Raw genomic sequence first — 15535 nt, 5'->3', positions numbered from 1 at the left:
GAGCGTGGCCGCATGCAGGCGGGCTTGCGCGGCCGGCACGGGCTCAGACCGCCATCAGTTCCTGTTCCTTGGCCTTGATCACCTCGTCCACGTCCTTGATCGCGCTGTCGGTGATCTTCTGGATCTCGGTTTCGCTGCGGCCGGCCTCGTCCTCGGTGATCTGCTTGTCTTTCAGCAGTTCCTTGACCTGGTGGTTGGCGTCGCGGCGGATGTTGCGGATCGCGACCTTGGCGTTCTCGCCCTCGCTGTGCACGTGCTTGCTCAGCTCCTTGCGGCGCTCCTCGGTGAGGGCGGGCAGGTTGATGCGGATCACGGTGCCGGCGGTGTTCGGGGTCAGGCCCAGGTCGGAGGCCAGGATCGCTTTCTCGACCGGGCCGACCATCTGCTTTTCCCAGGGCGTGATCATCAGCGTGCGCGCGTCGGAGATGGCGACGCTGGCGACCTGCGACAGCGGCATGTCGGAGCCGTAGTAATTGACCTTCAGGTGGTCCACCAGCGCGGTCGAGGCGCGGCCGGTGCGGACCCGGGTGAGGTCGTGGCGAAACGCTTCGACGCTTTTGGCCATGCGGGTCTGGGCGTCTTTCTTGATGTCGTTGAGCATCGCCGGCTCCGGTCCTTATGAACGGTAATCGCGGGATTATATAGGCCCGGGCCGCTTTTGCGGCCCGTGGCGGTCGCGGGGGCCCGGCGCGGGCCCGGCCTCAATGCTCGTGCGAGTGTTCGCCGTGCGGCGCGCGGTCGTGGCGATCGTGCTCGCAGGCGCGCCCGTGTTCGACCTGCAGGGTCGGATGGTTGATGCCGTAGAGGTGGTCGAGCTCGTGGTTGAGGCGGTCGATGAAGGCGTCGTGGTCGGCGTCGTCGGGACGCACCAGGTGCGCGGTCATCGCGATTTCGCCCGCGCCCAGCGACCAGATATGCAGATGGTGCACCGCGGTCACCCCCGGTTGCTGCGCCAGGAACGCCGCCACCTGGGCCTGGTCGATGCCGCGCGGCACCGCGTCCATGGCCGCGTTGAAGCTTTCGCGCAGCAAGCCGAACGCGCCGACCGCGACCACCACGCCGATCAGCAGCGCGATCGCCGGATCCAGCCAGGCCCAGCCCAGCCACCACATGCCCACGCCGGCCAGCACCGCGGCCAGCGACACCGCCGCGTCGGCGACCAGGTGCAGGAAGGCGCCGCGGCGGTTGAGGTCCTGGGCGTGGCCGTCGCGCACGAACCAGGCCGCGCCCAGGTTGACCACGATGCCCAGCGCGGCGACCACCATCACCGGTAGGGCCGGAATCTCGGGCGGCGCGTTGAAGCGGCGGATCGCCTCCCAGGCCAGGGCGCCGGAGAACGCGACCAGCAGCAAGGCGTTGGCCAGCGGCGACAGCAGGGTGGCGCGGCGCCAGCCGTAGGTGTGGCGGTCGGTGGGCGCGCGCTTGGCCAGCACCGCCGCGCCCCAAGCCAGGCCCAGGCCGAGCACGTCGCCGAGGTTGTGCAGGGCGTCGGACAGCAGCGCCAGCGAATTGGTGGCGAAGCCGTAACCGGCCTCGATCGCCGTGTAGGCGAGGTTGATCAGGGTGATGAAGGCGAACGCGCGGGTGCCGTTCGCGGCGTGATCGTGGCTGTGCGAGTGCATGGCCGCAATGCTGTCACGGCGCGGGCGGGGACACTATTACAGCAGGGGTTTTAGCCCTCTAGCCGATGCACGTCGCGGGCCCAGAATCGGATGCCGGGTTCACCGTCGAAACCTCCGACGCGGATCCTGGCGTGCTCCCAGCCGAATCCGGATATGTCCAGGATTTCCAGCCCCATGCCGGCGTACGGAAAGCCGGGGTCGGTTTGGAGCTCGTGTACGTCGATGAAGCGCAGTACCAGCCTGACGCCATCCTTTTCCAGGGTCAGATCCAGTGTTCCGTACGGCGCCGTCGCGGCGATGTAGCGGAGTTCCACAATGTTGTAGCTATAAGGCGCATCGAGCACCTTATGGTCTGGTGCGCCCGCCAGATTCGCTTCTTGCAACGTGCCCATGCGGTACTCCTTGCCGATCAGGCGGGTCACCCGCAAAGGATCTAGCCGCGCCCTGCATCATCCGCGTCAGATCCGCGGCCGGGCCGGTCCTCCCCGATCTGGAAAAGGGGAGGGGAATTCGCTCTAAGCCTTCAGCCGCGCCCCTGCACCAACGTACCGATATTCTCGCCGCGCAGAATCCGCAGCAGCACGCCGGGCTGGCTCATGTCGAAGATGCGCAGCGGCAGGTCGCTGTCGCGGCACAGCGCGAACGCGGCCGTATCCATCACCTGCAGATCGCGCGCGATCACCTGGTCGTAGCTGAGCTTGTCGTAGCGGACCGCGTCGTTGTGCTTCTTGGGGTCCTTGTCGTACACGCCGTCGACCTTGGTCGCCTTCAGCAGCAGGTCGGCGCCGATCTCGATCGCGCGCAGCGCGGCGCCCGAGTCGGTGGTGAAGAAGGGGTTGCCGGTGCCGGCGGCGAAGATCACCAGGCGGCCCTTTTCCAGATGGCGGATCGCGCGCCGGCGGATGTAATCCTCGCAGACGTCGTTGATCTTGATCGCGCTCATCACCCGGGCCTTGGCGCCGAGCTTCTCCAGCGCGTCCTGCATGGCCAGGGCGTTGATGACGGTGGCCAGCATGCCCATCTGGTCGCCGGTGACCCGGTCCATGCCGCCGGCGGCCAGGCCGGCGCCGCGGAAGATGTTGCCGCCGCCGATCACCAGGGCTACCTCCGCCCCGGCGTGCTGGGCCTCGACCACCTCGCGCGCGAGCCGGCCGATCACCTTGGGGTCGATGCCGTAGTCCTCGTCCCCCATCAGCGCCTCGCCGGACAACTTGAGCAGGACACGGCGACAGGCGAGCTGGGACATAGGGACCTCCGGGTGAGCAAACCCAGCGATTCTAGCCGAGTGGGGCGGGTTCCACGAGCCGGGCCGGTTTGCCGGATTGCGATCGGCGTCGCGCTACGCCGGCTTGCGCATAGCCTGGCGCCAGCCTTTGACATAGCGGATTCCATGTTACAAAGCTAGCGCATGCCGGTTCGCCGCCCCGCGCGGCCCCTCCGGCGCTACCAAGCAACCCGCAACAGGGGCCAGGTGCCGATGAACGATCAGGTTTCCAGCGCAGCCACCGGTGCCGCAGGCCGCTGTCGGCCGCGCCCCCGACGCGCGGCTACGGTGGTTTAGGCCTTGGCCCGCCCCGTGCACCAGGCCCAGATGGACGTCTACCCGGATCCGCCGCTGCCGGACCGCCCCGCGCCCGGCCGTCCGGAGGCCTATCCGCGCGGCGACGACGGCTTCGAGCGCTTCGTGCTCGAGCACCGCGACGCCCTGATCCGCTTCCTGTGCAAGCGCACCGGCGAGGAAGACGCCAAGGACATCGCCCAGGAAAGCCTGGTCCGGCTGATGCGCTACCGCGGCCAGCCGGCCGAACAGCTCAAGCTGCTGATGTACCGGATCGCGATGAACGAGCTCAACGACCGCGGCCGTCGCCAGCAGAGCCAGCACGCGTCCGCGCACGTGAGCTTCGATCAGCATTTCCACGGCCTGCCGTCGGCGGATCTCGCCCACGACCAGCGCGTGGCCAACCAACAGGAGCTGGCGCGCGTGCGTGAGGCGATCCTGCGGCTGCCGACCAAGTGCCGGCAGGTCTACCTGCTCAACCGCATCGAAGGCATGAGCTATACCGAGATCGCGCGCCATTGTGGGATCTCCGTCAAGGCTGTGGAGAAACATATCGGCCGTGCGCTGGTCCTGCTGCGCTTGCGTTTGCGAGAAAATCTGTCAGACACGACAGGTGGCGCATGAATACGGCTAGCGCGAATTCCAACCGGTACGACGATCAGGACCAGGCCGAGGCCTGGGTAGCGCGTCTGAATGCGCCCGACAGCGACGCCCACGACCGCGAGGCGTTCGAGCGCTGGCTGGCGCAGTCGCCGGCCAACGCCCGCGACTACCGCGAGGTCGAGCAAATCCATCTGCTCTCGGCCCAGCTCGGCGACGACGATCTGCTGCGCGCGGCCGCGCGCGCGGCCCGCCGCGACAGCGCCGCGACCCGCCGCCGCTTCCACCCCTGGCTGGCCCCCGGCGCGGCGATCGCCGCCACCCTGGCCGTCGCGATCGGCGTGGCGGCCTGGATCCAGCGCGCGCCGCCGGCGCAGGTCGAGCGCTACGTCACCGCGATCGGCGAGCAGCGCACCATCGCCCTCAGCGACGGCACCACCTTGCTGCTGGACACCCACAGCGCGGTGACCGCCCGTTTCGACCGCGACAGCCGCACCGTCGAGGTCGCCCAGGGCCGGGTCCAGTTCGAGGTCGGTCGCGACAGCGGCCAGCGCCGCGGTCCGCGCCCATTCCTGGTCCGGGCCGGCGGCGGCACCATCCGCGACATCGGCACCACCTTCCAGGTCAGTCGCGACGGCAGCGCGGTCGACGTCGGCCTGATCGAGGGCGAGGTCGAAGTGGCGGTCGGCGGCGCCGGTGGCGCCCGCGTCACCAGCACCCTGGCCCCGGGCGAGCAGGTCCGCATCGAAGGCGGCGGCACCCTGGCGCCCAAGCGGCCGCTGGATCTGGCCGTGGCCCAGGCCTGGCCGCGCGGCGACCTGGTGTTCAAGAACCGGCGCCTGGACCAACTGCTGGACGAGATGAACCGCTATTCCAAGACCCAACTGCGGCTGGAGCAGCCGGCGCTGGGCGCGCTCAAGGTCAGCGGCGTATTCCACATCGACGACCAGGACGCGCTGCTGGCGGCGCTGGAACGCGGCTGGGCGTTGCAGGCGCGGCGCGTGGGCGAGCACGAGATCCTGCTGCAGACCGCGCGCCAGTGAGATCGGTTCAGAGGTTGTGCAACCAATAGTGGCGTCGCGTTGCAGGCCTACTCGGGCTTCCGTATGGTGGTCGGTTGGGGGGATAGACGCACCGGATGAATGGCCAAAGTTAGGCACACGTTAGCCATCTCGAGTGCGTTCTTGTTGTGCCTGGCAGCGCAGGGCACGCAGACCGCTGCGGCCGCGCCTTCGGCGCTCACTCGTTTCGCGATCCGGCCCGGCGCGCTGGACGACGCCTTGCAGTCCCTGGCCACTCAGAGCCGGGTCCAGATCCTCTACGCCCCGGCCCTGGTCGCGCGCAAGCGCAGCGCCGGCCTGCGCGCCGAGCTGGCGCCGGCGCAGGCGCTGGAGCGCCTGTTGCAGGGCAGCGGCCTGCGCGCGGTCCGGGTCAACGACGACACCTTCCTGCTCCAGCTCGCGCCGCCGGCGCCGGCCGTGGCCAAGCCCAAGCCGCCGCGTCCCGTGCCGCCGCCGCCGCCGCGCATCGAAGAGCCCACCAACCTGGGCACGGTCCACGTCACCGGCAGCCATATTCCGCGCAGCGACCTGGAATCGGTGCCGGTCTCGCCCATGACCCTGATCGGCCGCGAGGAGATCGAGGCCAGCGGCCACCAGACCCTGTTCGAGCTGCTGCGCTTCCAGCCCGGCATGGTCGGCCACCATCCGGTCGCGGTGGCCGCCGAGGGCGGCCAGCCCTATCAGCAGCCGTTCGCGGCCGCCGCCACCACCAGCCTCAATGCCCTGGGCCCGCGCGCCACCCTGTTCCTGGTCGACGGCCAGCGCATCGCCAACTACGGCCTGATCTCGGCCGACCTGGGCGGCCTGACCGATCTGGACGGGATCCCGCTGAGCATCGTCGAACGCATCGAGATCATCCGCGGCGGCGCCTCGGCGATCTACGGCGCCGACGCCATGGCCGGCGTGGTCAACATCATCCTGAAGAAGGACCAGCAGGGCTCGGAAGTGATCGCGCGCCTGGGCGTGTCCGACCGCAACGACGCCAAGCAGCGCCGCATCTCGGTCAGCTCCGGCGTCGACCTCAAGCGCGGCGGCAACCTGTTCCTCAGCGCCGACTACTTCCAGCAGGACGGCCTGTCCGGCGCGCAGCGCTCGTGGCGGACCATGGACCGCAGCGGCGACGGCCTCGGCGACTGGCGCATAGGTCTGGGGTACCACGACTACAGCACCGACATCACCTGGTCGTCGTGTCCTCGCCAATATCAGGACGCCCAGCGCCTGTGCTACCTGGACACGGCCAAGCATGTGAGCCTGCAGCCCGAGGCCGAACGCACTTCGTTCTACGCCCACTGGCGGCAGCCCATCGGTGCCGATACCGAGGTCTATGCGGACCTGCGCCTGGGCGAAGTGTCGCAGCAATTGCGCGGCGCGCCCTTCTACGCCGAAGTCACCATGTTCGGCGAGCATCCGGACGCGCTGTTTCCCGACGACATCAATTTCCTGCGCTACGCGTTCTACGACGTCGGTCAGATCCGCACCCGCAGCGTCGCCCAGACCGTGGATTTGAGCGCCGGCATCAAGCGCTATCGCGGCGACTGGGAATGGAGCGCGTCGTACGCGCACCACGAGAACACGGTGGTCAACCGCATCGACGGGCTGGTCAGCCTGAGCGCGTTCAACGAGTTGGCCAACGACCTGAGCTACCGCTTCAACCGTACCAACCGCCGCGACGTGCTGTCGGCCCTGTCGCCGCGCCTGACCGCGCGCGGCAAGGCCGAGCTGGACCAGGGCACGCTGGGCATCAACGGCCCCTGGTTCGAGTTGCCGGCCGGACGCACGCGCGTGGCCGCCGGGCTGGAGCTGGGCCGCGACGCGCTGGAGAACCGTCCCGACCCGCGCATGGTCGAACACGACGTCGCGCTCAGCCCGCCCAAGGTACGCGTCGACGATACCCAGATCACCGCGGCGCTGTACGCCGAACTCAGCGCGCCGCTGGCTTCGCGCCTGCAGGGCGAGTTCGCGCTGCGCGCCGACTACCGCGAACGCTACCGCCATAAGCTCTCGCCCAAGCTGGGCCTGAAGTGGAACGCGCTGGATACCTTGACCTTCCGCGGCACCTGGGCCACCGGTTATCGCGCGCCCTCGCTGTACGAGTTGCGGCGTCCGAACGTGGCCGACCAGACCGCGGTGGTGCAGGAGACCCAGGGCTTCGGCCCTTGCGACAATCCCATCGTCGGCCCGAACGGCGAAACCCAATGCCTGGTGTCGCGCAGCGCGTTCGAGAACACCAACCTCAAGCCGGAAACCTCGCGCAGCCACACCCTGGGCCTGGTGTGGTCGCCGAATGCCAGCTTCAGCCTGGCCCTGGACCATTTCGACATCCGCCGCCGCAACGAGATCCTGGCCGTGAACGGCCTGGCCGGCGACCTGATGTCGACGCGCGCGGCCAAGCGCGACGACGAGGGCGAGTTGGTCGGCGTGCAGGACTATTACGACAATGTCGGCGAGACCCACGTGCGCGGTTGGGAATTCGACGCCGAGTACCGTCTGCAAACCCAGCGTTGGGGACGCTTCACGCTGCGCATGGCCGGCAACTACCTCGAGCAATTGTCGCGGCGCATCGATGCCGAGACTCCGGCGCTGGACTACGCCGGCTACGGCGCGCCGGACCGCACGGCGCTGGCGGGCCTGCAATGGTCCTACGGCAACTGGAGCACGACCGTGAACGCGCGCATGCTCGGCTCGTCGCGCGTGGGCATGCCGGATCAGGACTGCCCGAAGCGCAACGTGCTGGCGAAGCATTGCCGCAATCCGGGCTCGACCACGCTCGATCTCAATCTCGACTACAACGTCGAACGTTGGCGCTTCTCGCTCAACGTGCACGACCTCGGCGATCGCACGCCGGTCAACTACGACGTCAGCAAGGGCGGTTACGACATCGCCTACGACGATCCGCGCGGCCGCTACTTCCTGCTGAGCGCGGCCTACCGCTTCTGAGGTCTCGCAGGCCTAACGTCTGCACGCGTTGGCATCTTTTTCGCGCATTTTGCGTTGAGTACAAGTAAGACGGCACGGGGCCGGCGATGCGCGCGGGTAGGGGGCCTGCGCGCGCTTGCGTTATTTCCTGTCAGGGGTCGCGTTGGCGACGGTCCGCATCCACCGGCGATCAGGGGAGCGGCTCGCGTCGCAGCGCACCCCTCCCCATCCCCACGCGATTCGATCGCGCCGCCACAGGAGCACCGGCAGCATGCAAAGCAGTGCAAGCGCAACAGCCACACCCCGTCGTCATCGTCGCAGCCACGCCCGTTCGGCGTTGTCGGCCGCGATCCTGTGCGGCCTGTTGCTGGGCGCGGCCGCGCCCGCGTTCGCGCAGGACGCGTACCAGGAAGGCGGCGTGATCGGCGATGCCGACAGCTGGCGCAGCGACGAGTTCAAGGCCGACTGGGGCCTGGGCGCGATCGGCGCCGAGTACGCGTATGCGCGCGGCCTGACCGGGCGCGGCGTGCGTCTGGGCGTGTTCGACAGCGGCGCGGCGCTCGCGCATTCCGAGTTCGGCGGCCGCGACCATCGCGCCATCCGCATCAGCGACCCCGGTTGCGTCGCCAGCAGCGCCATCAACGGCCCCAACGCCTGCTTCCTGTCCGACGGCGAGATCGCCCAGATCGAGGCCTATTACATCAACGACACCGTGCCGCCGGACCTGTCCTTCGACGGCGAAGGCACGCGCCTGCTCATCGAGTACAACAGCCACGGCACCCACGTCGCCGGCACCATGGTCGCCAACCGCGACGGCAACGGCTCGCACGGCGTCGCCACCGGCGCCAACCTGACCACGTCCAAGCTGTTCTTCAACCGCATCAACGAGTTCTACGCCGACGGCGACGGCTACCCGAGCCGGGTCCTGACCCAGGGCCCGGGCGAGGACGCGCTCAACAGCATGTTCGACCAGATGGCCGCGCAGGGCGTGCGCGCGATCAATCACAGCTGGGGCAACGGCACCGAGCCGACCACGCCCGAGGACATGGATCTCGAGTACGACACCTACCACGATTACTACCGCCTGTTCGCCGACGCCGCACTGCGCACCGGCATGATCAACGTCTGGGCCGCCGGCAACGACTACGGCAACATCGCCGGCGCCTACGCCACCTTGCCGCGCTTCGCGCCGGAGATCGAACAGTACTGGCTCAGCGTGGTCAACGTCGGCGAGAACCTCAGTCTCGACGGCAGCTCCAGCATCTGCGGCCTGAGCAAGGACTGGTGCGTGGCCGCGCCCGGTACCGACATCCTGTCGACGGTGATCGAAGGTGAGATCGACGGCCGCGTCGAGCAGAATCCCGACGGTTCCTACAACCTGGAAATCGACGCGACCCGTCCGGACTACTGGTACGGCTACAAGACCGGCACCTCGATGGCCTCGCCGCACGTGACCGGCGCGCTGGCCCTGCTGATGGAGCGGTATCCGTATCTGGACAATCCGCAGATCCGCGACGTGCTGCTGACCACCGCCACCGATCTGGGCGACGTCGGCGTGGACGAGTTCTACGGTTGGGGCCTGATCGATCTGCGCAAGGCGATCGACGGCCCGGGGCAACTGCGCGTCGACACCGACGTGGTCATGAACCAGCGTGCGGGCGGCGCCAAAGTCTGGGAAGGCGATGCCTGGGACGATTGGAGCAACGACATCTCCGGCCCTGGCCGCCTGACCAAGTCCGGCGCCGGCTGGCTGCGCCTGAGCGGCGACAACAGCTTCGCCGGCGCGACCGTGGCGCAAGGCCGCCTGGAACTGGCCGGCGGCAACAAGCTGTCCGGCGCGGTCGACGTGGCCGGCGGCGATCTGCTGCTCACCGGCGATCTGCACCGCAGCGCCTTGAACGTCGCCTCCGGCGTCGCCCGCATCGAAGGCGGGCTGCACGATCTGGCCTTCAGCGTGAACGGCGGTTGGGGTTTGGTCGCCAGCAGCGGCGTGCTCGACAACGTCGAGTTCAAGGTCAACGGCGGCAAGGTCGCGTTCAACGGCACCCAGCAGGGCGGCAGCACCGTGATCGGCGTGGGCGGCATGCTCGGCGGCACCGGCCGCCTGGGGACGACCCGGGTCGAAGGCACGATCGCGCCGGGCAATTCGATCGGCACCCTGACCATCGACGGCGACTACACCCAGGCCGCGGGCTCCACCTATCAGGTCGAGCTGGCGGCGCCGTCGGCATCGGACCTGCTGCAGATCAACGGCCGCGCGACCCTGTTGGGCGGCACCGTGCGCGTGTTTCAGGGCCCGGGCACCTATCTGCTCGGCCAGCGCTACAACATCCTGTCGGCGAGCTCCGGCGTGGACGGGCGCTTCGCCGCCATCGACCACAGCGCGTTCTCGCCGTTCCTGAAGTTCGATCTGGCTTACGGCGCCGACCGGGTCACCGTGGACGTGGTGCGCGGCGCCAGCATCGCCAGCGCCGCCAACAGCTACAACCAGCGTTCGGCCGCGCGCGCGGTCGATGCGCTGGCGATGAACCAGGGGCTGCCGCAGCCGTTGACCCAGCTGTTCCCGGCGCAGGCCTTGGACGCCTTGGACGACCTCAGCGGCGAATTGCATGCGAGCACGCGTTCGGTGTTGGTCGATAGCAGCCGGCACGTGCGCGAGGCCGCCCTGGCGCGCGCTCAGGCCGGCAGCGGCGCGTTCGATGCGGCGGCCGAGGGCGAGTCCGAATCCGCAGCCTGGATCCAACTGCTGAAGAACGGCGGCACCCTGCACGCCGACGGCAACGCCGGCGAAGTGGGCTACAACGGCGATGCCAGCCTGCTCGGCTACGACTATCGCTTCGGCAACGGCTGGCGTCTGGGCGTGCTCGGCGGCATCGGCCGCAGCGACGCCAAGCTCGACGCGCGCAGTTCGCGCGCCGAGGTGCGCTCGCGTCACCTGGGCCTGTACCTGGGCCAGCACTGGGGCGGTTTCGGCCTGCGCGCCGGCGCCAGCTACGCGCGCCACGACATCGAGATCGAACGCAACGTGAGCTTCCCGGGCCTGGTCGACCGCACCCGCGCCGACTACGACGGCGATACCCGTCAGGTCTTCGTCGAAGGTGCCTACCGCATCGCCACCGGCGCCTGGGAATGGGAACCCTATGCGCAGTACGCGCACGTGCGCGTGGGCAGCGACGGCTTCCAGGAAAGCGGCGGCGTCGCCGCGCTCGGCGGCGCCAGCGCCGACCAGCGCCTGGACCTGTCCACCCTCGGCCTGCGCTTCAACGTCGGCCTCAAGGGCGCGCAACAGGACAGCAGCTGGTTGAACCTGCGCGGCGGCATCGGTCGGCGCCATGCCGGCGGCGCCGAAACCCCGTCGGCCACGGTGGCCTGGCGCAACGGCGCGGCCTTCGACGTCCACGGCGCGCCCTTGGCCGAGGACGCGACGGTGTTCGAAGCCGGCCTGGCCGCGCGCCTGGGCGCCAACGGCCTGCTCGAGCTCAGCTACAGCGGCCAGTGGGCCGACGAAGCGCGCGATCACGCGGTGAACGCGCGCTATTCCCTGCAGTTCTGACCGTCGCACGACGGCAGCGAGCGCGGCGGCTGCGGCCGCCGCGCCGCGGCGACGGACCGCCGGGCGGCAGGGAGGCCGCGCGTGGCCAAGATCGGGATCTCTCCCAACACCTCGGGCCGCCCCACAGGCGGCCTTTTTTTGTCATGCGCGACGCGCGCGCGGTCGCTTATGCTGCCGCTTCCATTGGCGCAGGACCGCATATGAGCATCAAGAACCTCAAGGATTTCGTCGAAACCAGCAGCCAGAAGGATCTCAGCCCGGAGACCTTCGAACTCGAGAGCTCGCATCTGCTCGAGGTCAAACTCAACGGCCGCATCTGGGCCAAGTCCGGCTCGATGGTGGCCTACCGCGGCGGCGTGAAGTTCATTCGCCAGGGCATGCTCGAACAGGGCCTGACCAACCTGCTGAAGAAGGCGATCAGCGGCGAAGGCACCCAGATGATGAAGATGGAAGGGCAGGGCCGGGTCTATATCGCCGACGCCGGCAAGAAGATCACCCTGCTGCGCCTGGCCGGCGAGTCGATCTTCGTCAACGGCAACGACATCCTCGCCTACGAGGACGGCATCGCCTCGGAGATCAAGATGATGCGCAAGGTCTCGGGCATGATGTCCGGCGGCCTGTTCAACATGAAGCTGTCCGGCAGCGGCGTGGTCGCGATCACCTCGCACTACGAGCCGCTGACCCTGGCGGTGACCCCGGACCAGCCGGTGTTCACCGATCCCAATGCGACCGTGGCCTGGTCGGGCAATCTCAGCCCCGACATCGTCACCGACATCTCGCTGGGCACGCTGCTCGGCCGCGGTTCGGGCGAGAGCATCCAGCTCAAGTTCTCCGGCAACGGCTGGGTGGTGGTGCAGCCCTACGAAGAAGTGTATTTCCAGCAGCAGGGCTGAGCGCGCGTCGCTCGCCGACGAAAAGGCCGCGAGCGATCGCGGCTTTTTTTTGAACGTTGCGGTCTTGGGGCAGGAGCGGCGCAGGCCGCGACCGCGCCATCGCGACGGGCACGCCGGCCTCGGCTCGGGCGTTGCCATCGAGGCGCCGCCGGCTGGCGCGTGGTCCCTGCCGCGGCGTCGCCTTCACCTCGGCGCGGACAAACAAAAAGGCCGCGGAATCCGCGGCCTTCTTGCTGTCGCCTTAGCGCGCGACCGAAACAGCGGCGGCTTACGCCAGGCCGGCCTGCTTCATGACTTCGGCGGCGAAGTCGTCGGTCTGCTTCTCGATGCCTTCGCCCACGGCCAGACGCTGCGAGGTCACGACCTCGGCGCCGGCGGCCTTCAGGACCTGCTCGACGGTCTGGTTGGTGTCCAGCACGTAGGGCTGACCGTACAGGGTGACTTCGTTGACGATCTTGGCGATCTTGCCGCCGATGATCTTCTCCAGGATGTCGGCCGGCTTGGCCTTGTCCTTGTCGGTCATCTTGGCCAGTTCGATTTCCTTTTCCTTCGCCACGAACTCGGCCGGGACGTCGCTGGCCTTGATGTGGGGCGGGTTCATCGCGGCGACATGCATGGCCAGACCGCGCGCCAGGTCCATGTCGCCGCCCTTGACCTCGATCAGCACGCCGATACGGCCGCCGTGCACATAGGCGGCGACGTTGTTCGGGCTGTCGATGCGGACCAGGCGACGCACCTGCACGTTCTCGCCGACCTTGGCGATGACGGCGGCGCGGGTTTCCTCGATGGTCTCGCCCGAGGCGACCTTGGCGGCCTTCAGCGCTTCCGCGTCGGCGGCGCCGGAGCTCAGCGCGACCTGGGCCACGGTCTCGGTGAAGCCGAGGAAGTTGGCGTCCTTGGCGACGAAGTCGGTCTCGGAGTTGATCTCGACCAGCACGGCCTTGCCGCCGTCCTGGGCGACCGCGATGCGGCCTTCGGCGGCGATGCGGCCGGCCTTCTTGTCGGCCTTGGCCAGACCCGACTTGCGCAGCCACTCGGCGGCGGCGTCGATGTCGCCGTTGTTTTCGGTCAGGGCCTTCTTGCACTCCATCATGCCGGCGCCGGTGCGCTCGCGGAGTTCCTTGACCAGGGAAGCGGTGATTTCTGCCATGGGGTTACCTCAGGTGATTCGTGTAGCCGAATAGGAAGGCGCGACGGCGATCGCCGCGGGCGCCGCTCCTACTGGGTCGGATGCGTGAGAGACGCAGCCGCGCAGTCTCGCGCGGCTGCGTGACAAAGCGCTTACTCGGCCGCCGGAGCGTCCTTCTTGGCGCCGGCCGGGGCCGGGCCCTTCTTGGCCGGGGCGCGACCGCGCGGAGCGGCCTTGCGGTCTTCCTTCGCGATCGGGTTGCCTTCGGCGTCGAGCTCGACGAACTCTTCCTCGCGCACGCCGACGGCCGGCGCGGCGGCCTTGCCTTCGAGCACGGAGTCGGCGGCGGCGCGGGCGTACAGCTGCACGGCGCGGATGGCGTCGTCGTTGCCCGGGATGGCGTAGTCGACCAGGGCCGGATCGTAGTTGGTGTCGACGACCGCGATGACCGGGATGCCGAGCTTCTTGGCTTCCTTGATCGCGATGTCTTCATGACCGATGTCGATCACGAACAGCGCGTCGGGCAGACGGTTCATTTCCTTGATGCCGCCCAGCGAGGCCAGCAGCTTCTCGCGCTCGCGGCGCAGGCCCAGCACTTCGTGCTTGACCAGCTTCTGGAAGGTGCCGTCGGTTTCGCCGGCTTCCAGTTCCTTCAGGCGCGACACCGACTGCTTGACGGTGCGGAAGTTGGTCAGGGTGCCGCCCAGCCAGCGCTGGGTCATGTACGGCATGCCGCAACGCTCGGCCTCTTCCTTGATCGACTCGCGCGCCGAGCGCTTGGTGCCGATGAACAGGATGGTGCCGCGCTTCTGCGCGATACCCGAGATGAAGTTCATCGCGTCGTTGAACAGCGGAACGGTCTTCTCGAGGTTGATGATGTGGATCTTGCCGCGGGCGCCGAAGATGTACGGGCCCATCTTGGGGTTCCAGTAGCGCGTCTGGTGGCCGAAATGGACGCCGGCTTCCAGCATCTGGCGCATGGTGATCTGGGGCATTGCATGACTCCGATAGGCAGTGGAACCGACCGCCGCGGGAATGAGGGCGGTGCGCCGCAGGCGGGGCCGGCGGTGCGTGGTTCCGGGGTTGGGCCTCCCCGCTGCTTCCGTGTCCGAACCGCGTACGTCTAGCTGTACGAGGCACCCCGGCACGGGCTGTGGCAGCGGGTGTGTATTCGCCGGTGACGCCCGGCGTGGGCGGCGCGGAAGCCCTGGGGGCTCCACATAGCTGCGGAAGTGTAGCCGGATCAGGGCCTTGCGGCAACCGGCCGGGGCCGGCTCAGGGCAGGCTGTCGTAGACCGAGCCGACGAACTGGGCCGGCTTGACCCAGTTCTGGCCCCAGACCGGGTCCAGATCGGCGGTGGGCGCGGCCGCCAGCACCTGTTCGCGGGTCCGGCCGGCGCGCTTGAGCTTGGCGACGCGCTCGCGCACCTCGGCGAGCATGTCTCGCGCGGCCTTGAGATCGGCGCGGATGCCGATCGGGCCATGCCCGGCGACGATCCGGGTGCGCGGGTCGGACAGCGCCAGGCCGCGGTCCAGGGCCGCGATCAGGCCGTCGACGGTGCCGCCGACCCCGGTGTCGATGATCGGGTAGAAGCCGTTGAAGTAGCAGTCGCCCATGTGCAGCACGTTGGCGGCCGGGAAATGCACCAGCAGATCGCCGTCGGTGTGCGCGGCGGGGACGTGGATCAGCCGCGCCTCCAGCCCGTCCAGGCGGATGCGGCCGTCGCCGGCCAGGGTCACGCCGGGCAGGGCGGCGGCGGGCAGGGGCGGGATGACCCGGTTGTGGTGCTTGAGGAAGGTCGGCTCGGCCATGCGCCGGCGCGCGTTCTCGTGCGCGATCAGGGTCGCGCCGGTCGCGGCCAGGGCCTCGTTGCCGCCGGCGTGGTCGCCGTGCCAATGGGTGTTGACCACGTAGCGCAGCGGTTTGCGGCCGGCCAGGGCCTGGCCCAGCGCCGGCGCGGCCTTGGCGGTTTCGCTGTCGACCAGCAGCGCGCCGTGCTCGGTTTCGGCCAGCAGCACGGTGGTGGCCGGGCCGCTCCAGGCCGACAGGCCGGGGGCGAGTTCGACCCAGGCCGGGGTCGGCTCGGCGGCCGCGGCCGGCCCGTTCAGCGCCAGGGCCAGGACCAGAGAGACGACGGAAACGCGGCGCAGCGGCATGCGGATGGCTCCAATGGGGACGGGTGAGGACGGCGGCGGCACGCTG

At 69.0% G+C, this 15535-nt stretch carries 12 protein-coding genes; 5 read left to right on the top strand and 7 right to left on the bottom strand.

Annotated features, from left to right (window positions below; all coding sequences use genetic code 11):
• Positions 1-43: 43 nt before the first annotated feature.
• The 4 genes from frr to pyrH form a co-directional block, all read right to left on the bottom strand.
• A complete protein-coding gene (gene frr / locus BMZ45_RS00500) occupies positions 44-601 on the bottom strand; it encodes a ribosome recycling factor (protein ID WP_091631301.1) in 558 nt (185 codons plus the stop codon).
• Positions 602-701: 100 nt separating this feature from the next.
• Positions 702-1622, bottom strand: a complete 921-nt coding sequence (locus BMZ45_RS00495) for a cation diffusion facilitator family transporter (protein WP_091631299.1) — start codon at positions 1620-1622, stop codon at positions 702-704.
• Between the two features lie 50 nt (positions 1623-1672).
• Entirely contained in the window at positions 1673-2044 is a 372-nt protein-coding gene (locus tag BMZ45_RS00490) for a hypothetical protein (protein ID WP_139215344.1), read from the bottom strand.
• A gap of 101 nt (positions 2045-2145) precedes the next feature.
• On the bottom strand, positions 2146-2868 hold the full coding sequence (gene pyrH, locus BMZ45_RS00485; RefSeq protein WP_091631296.1) for a UMP kinase: 723 nt from the start codon (positions 2866-2868) through the stop codon (positions 2146-2148).
• 318 nt (positions 2869-3186) lie between these two features.
• Between pyrH and BMZ45_RS00480 the strand changes: the two genes are divergently transcribed.
• The 5 genes from BMZ45_RS00480 (at position 3187) to BMZ45_RS00460 (ending at position 12203) form a co-directional block, all read left to right on the top strand.
• Complete coding sequence (locus tag BMZ45_RS00480; protein ID WP_254776495.1) at positions 3187-3804, top strand: RNA polymerase sigma factor; 618 nt, start codon at positions 3187-3189, stop codon at positions 3802-3804.
• Positions 3801-4823, top strand: a complete 1023-nt coding sequence (locus BMZ45_RS00475; protein WP_091631293.1) for a FecR family protein — start codon at positions 3801-3803, stop codon at positions 4821-4823. Before BMZ45_RS00480 ends, BMZ45_RS00475 begins: the two co-directional genes overlap by 4 nt.
• A 141-nt stretch (positions 4824-4964) precedes the next feature.
• The gene (locus tag BMZ45_RS00470) at positions 4965-7778 is read left to right on the top strand and encodes a TonB-dependent receptor (RefSeq protein WP_175488874.1); all 2814 of its coding nucleotides are present in this window, start codon (positions 4965-4967) and stop codon (positions 7776-7778) included.
• A gap of 316 nt (positions 7779-8094) precedes the next feature.
• The gene (locus BMZ45_RS00465; protein WP_254776494.1) at positions 8095-11310 is read left to right on the top strand and encodes an autotransporter domain-containing protein; all 3216 of its coding nucleotides are present in this window, start codon (positions 8095-8097) and stop codon (positions 11308-11310) included.
• A gap of 200 nt (positions 11311-11510) precedes the next feature.
• Positions 11511-12203, top strand: a complete 693-nt coding sequence (locus tag BMZ45_RS00460; protein WP_056176092.1) for an AIM24 family protein — start codon at positions 11511-11513, stop codon at positions 12201-12203.
• Positions 12204-12471: 268 nt separating this feature from the next.
• On the opposite strand, the gene tsf is transcribed toward BMZ45_RS00460, so the two are convergent.
• The 3 genes from tsf to BMZ45_RS00445 form a co-directional block, all read right to left on the bottom strand.
• The gene (gene tsf / locus BMZ45_RS00455) at positions 12472-13353 is read right to left on the bottom strand and encodes a translation elongation factor Ts (RefSeq protein ID WP_056176086.1); all 882 of its coding nucleotides are present in this window, start codon (positions 13351-13353) and stop codon (positions 12472-12474) included.
• A 131-nt stretch (positions 13354-13484) separates the two neighbouring features.
• A complete protein-coding gene (rpsB, locus tag BMZ45_RS00450; protein ID WP_091631288.1) occupies positions 13485-14327 on the bottom strand; it encodes a 30S ribosomal protein S2 in 843 nt (280 codons plus the stop codon).
• Positions 14328-14607: 280 nt separating this feature from the next.
• The gene (locus BMZ45_RS00445) at positions 14608-15489 is read right to left on the bottom strand and encodes an MBL fold metallo-hydrolase (protein ID WP_175488873.1); all 882 of its coding nucleotides are present in this window, start codon (positions 15487-15489) and stop codon (positions 14608-14610) included.
• Between the last annotated feature and the right edge of the window lie 46 nt (positions 15490-15535).

It is taken from the genome of Lysobacter sp. cf310, assembly GCF_900114355.1.
Classification (GTDB): domain Bacteria; phylum Pseudomonadota; class Gammaproteobacteria; order Xanthomonadales; family Xanthomonadaceae; genus Lysobacter.
Note: the sequence above shows the minus strand (reverse complement) of the source record. Positions and strands in the feature narration are given on the sequence as shown.

What these genes read in the sequence shown, in the direction of transcription:
- pyrH (WP_091631296.1), bottom strand. Translation starts at nt 2,868, where the DNA reads ATGTCCCAGCTCGCCTGTCGCCGTGTCCTGCTCAAGTTGTCCGGCGAG.
- frr (WP_091631301.1), bottom strand. Translation starts at nt 601, where the DNA reads ATGCTCAACGACATCAAGAAAGACGCCCAGACCCGCATGGCCAAAAGC.
- BMZ45_RS00445 (WP_175488873.1), bottom strand. Translation starts at nt 15,489, where the DNA reads ATGCCGCTGCGCCGCGTTTCCGTCGTCTCTCTGGTCCTGGCCCTGGCG.
- rpsB (WP_091631288.1), bottom strand. Translation starts at nt 14,327, where the DNA reads ATGCCCCAGATCACCATGCGCCAGATGCTGGAAGCCGGCGTCCATTTC.
- tsf (WP_056176086.1), bottom strand. Translation starts at nt 13,353, where the DNA reads ATGGCAGAAATCACCGCTTCCCTGGTCAAGGAACTCCGCGAGCGCACC.
- BMZ45_RS00475 (WP_091631293.1), top strand. Translation starts at nt 3,801, where the DNA reads ATGAATACGGCTAGCGCGAATTCCAACCGGTACGACGATCAGGACCAG.
- BMZ45_RS00495 (WP_091631299.1), bottom strand. Translation starts at nt 1,622, where the DNA reads ATGCACTCGCACAGCCACGATCACGCCGCGAACGGCACCCGCGCGTTC.
- BMZ45_RS00460 (WP_056176092.1), top strand. Translation starts at nt 11,511, where the DNA reads ATGAGCATCAAGAACCTCAAGGATTTCGTCGAAACCAGCAGCCAGAAG.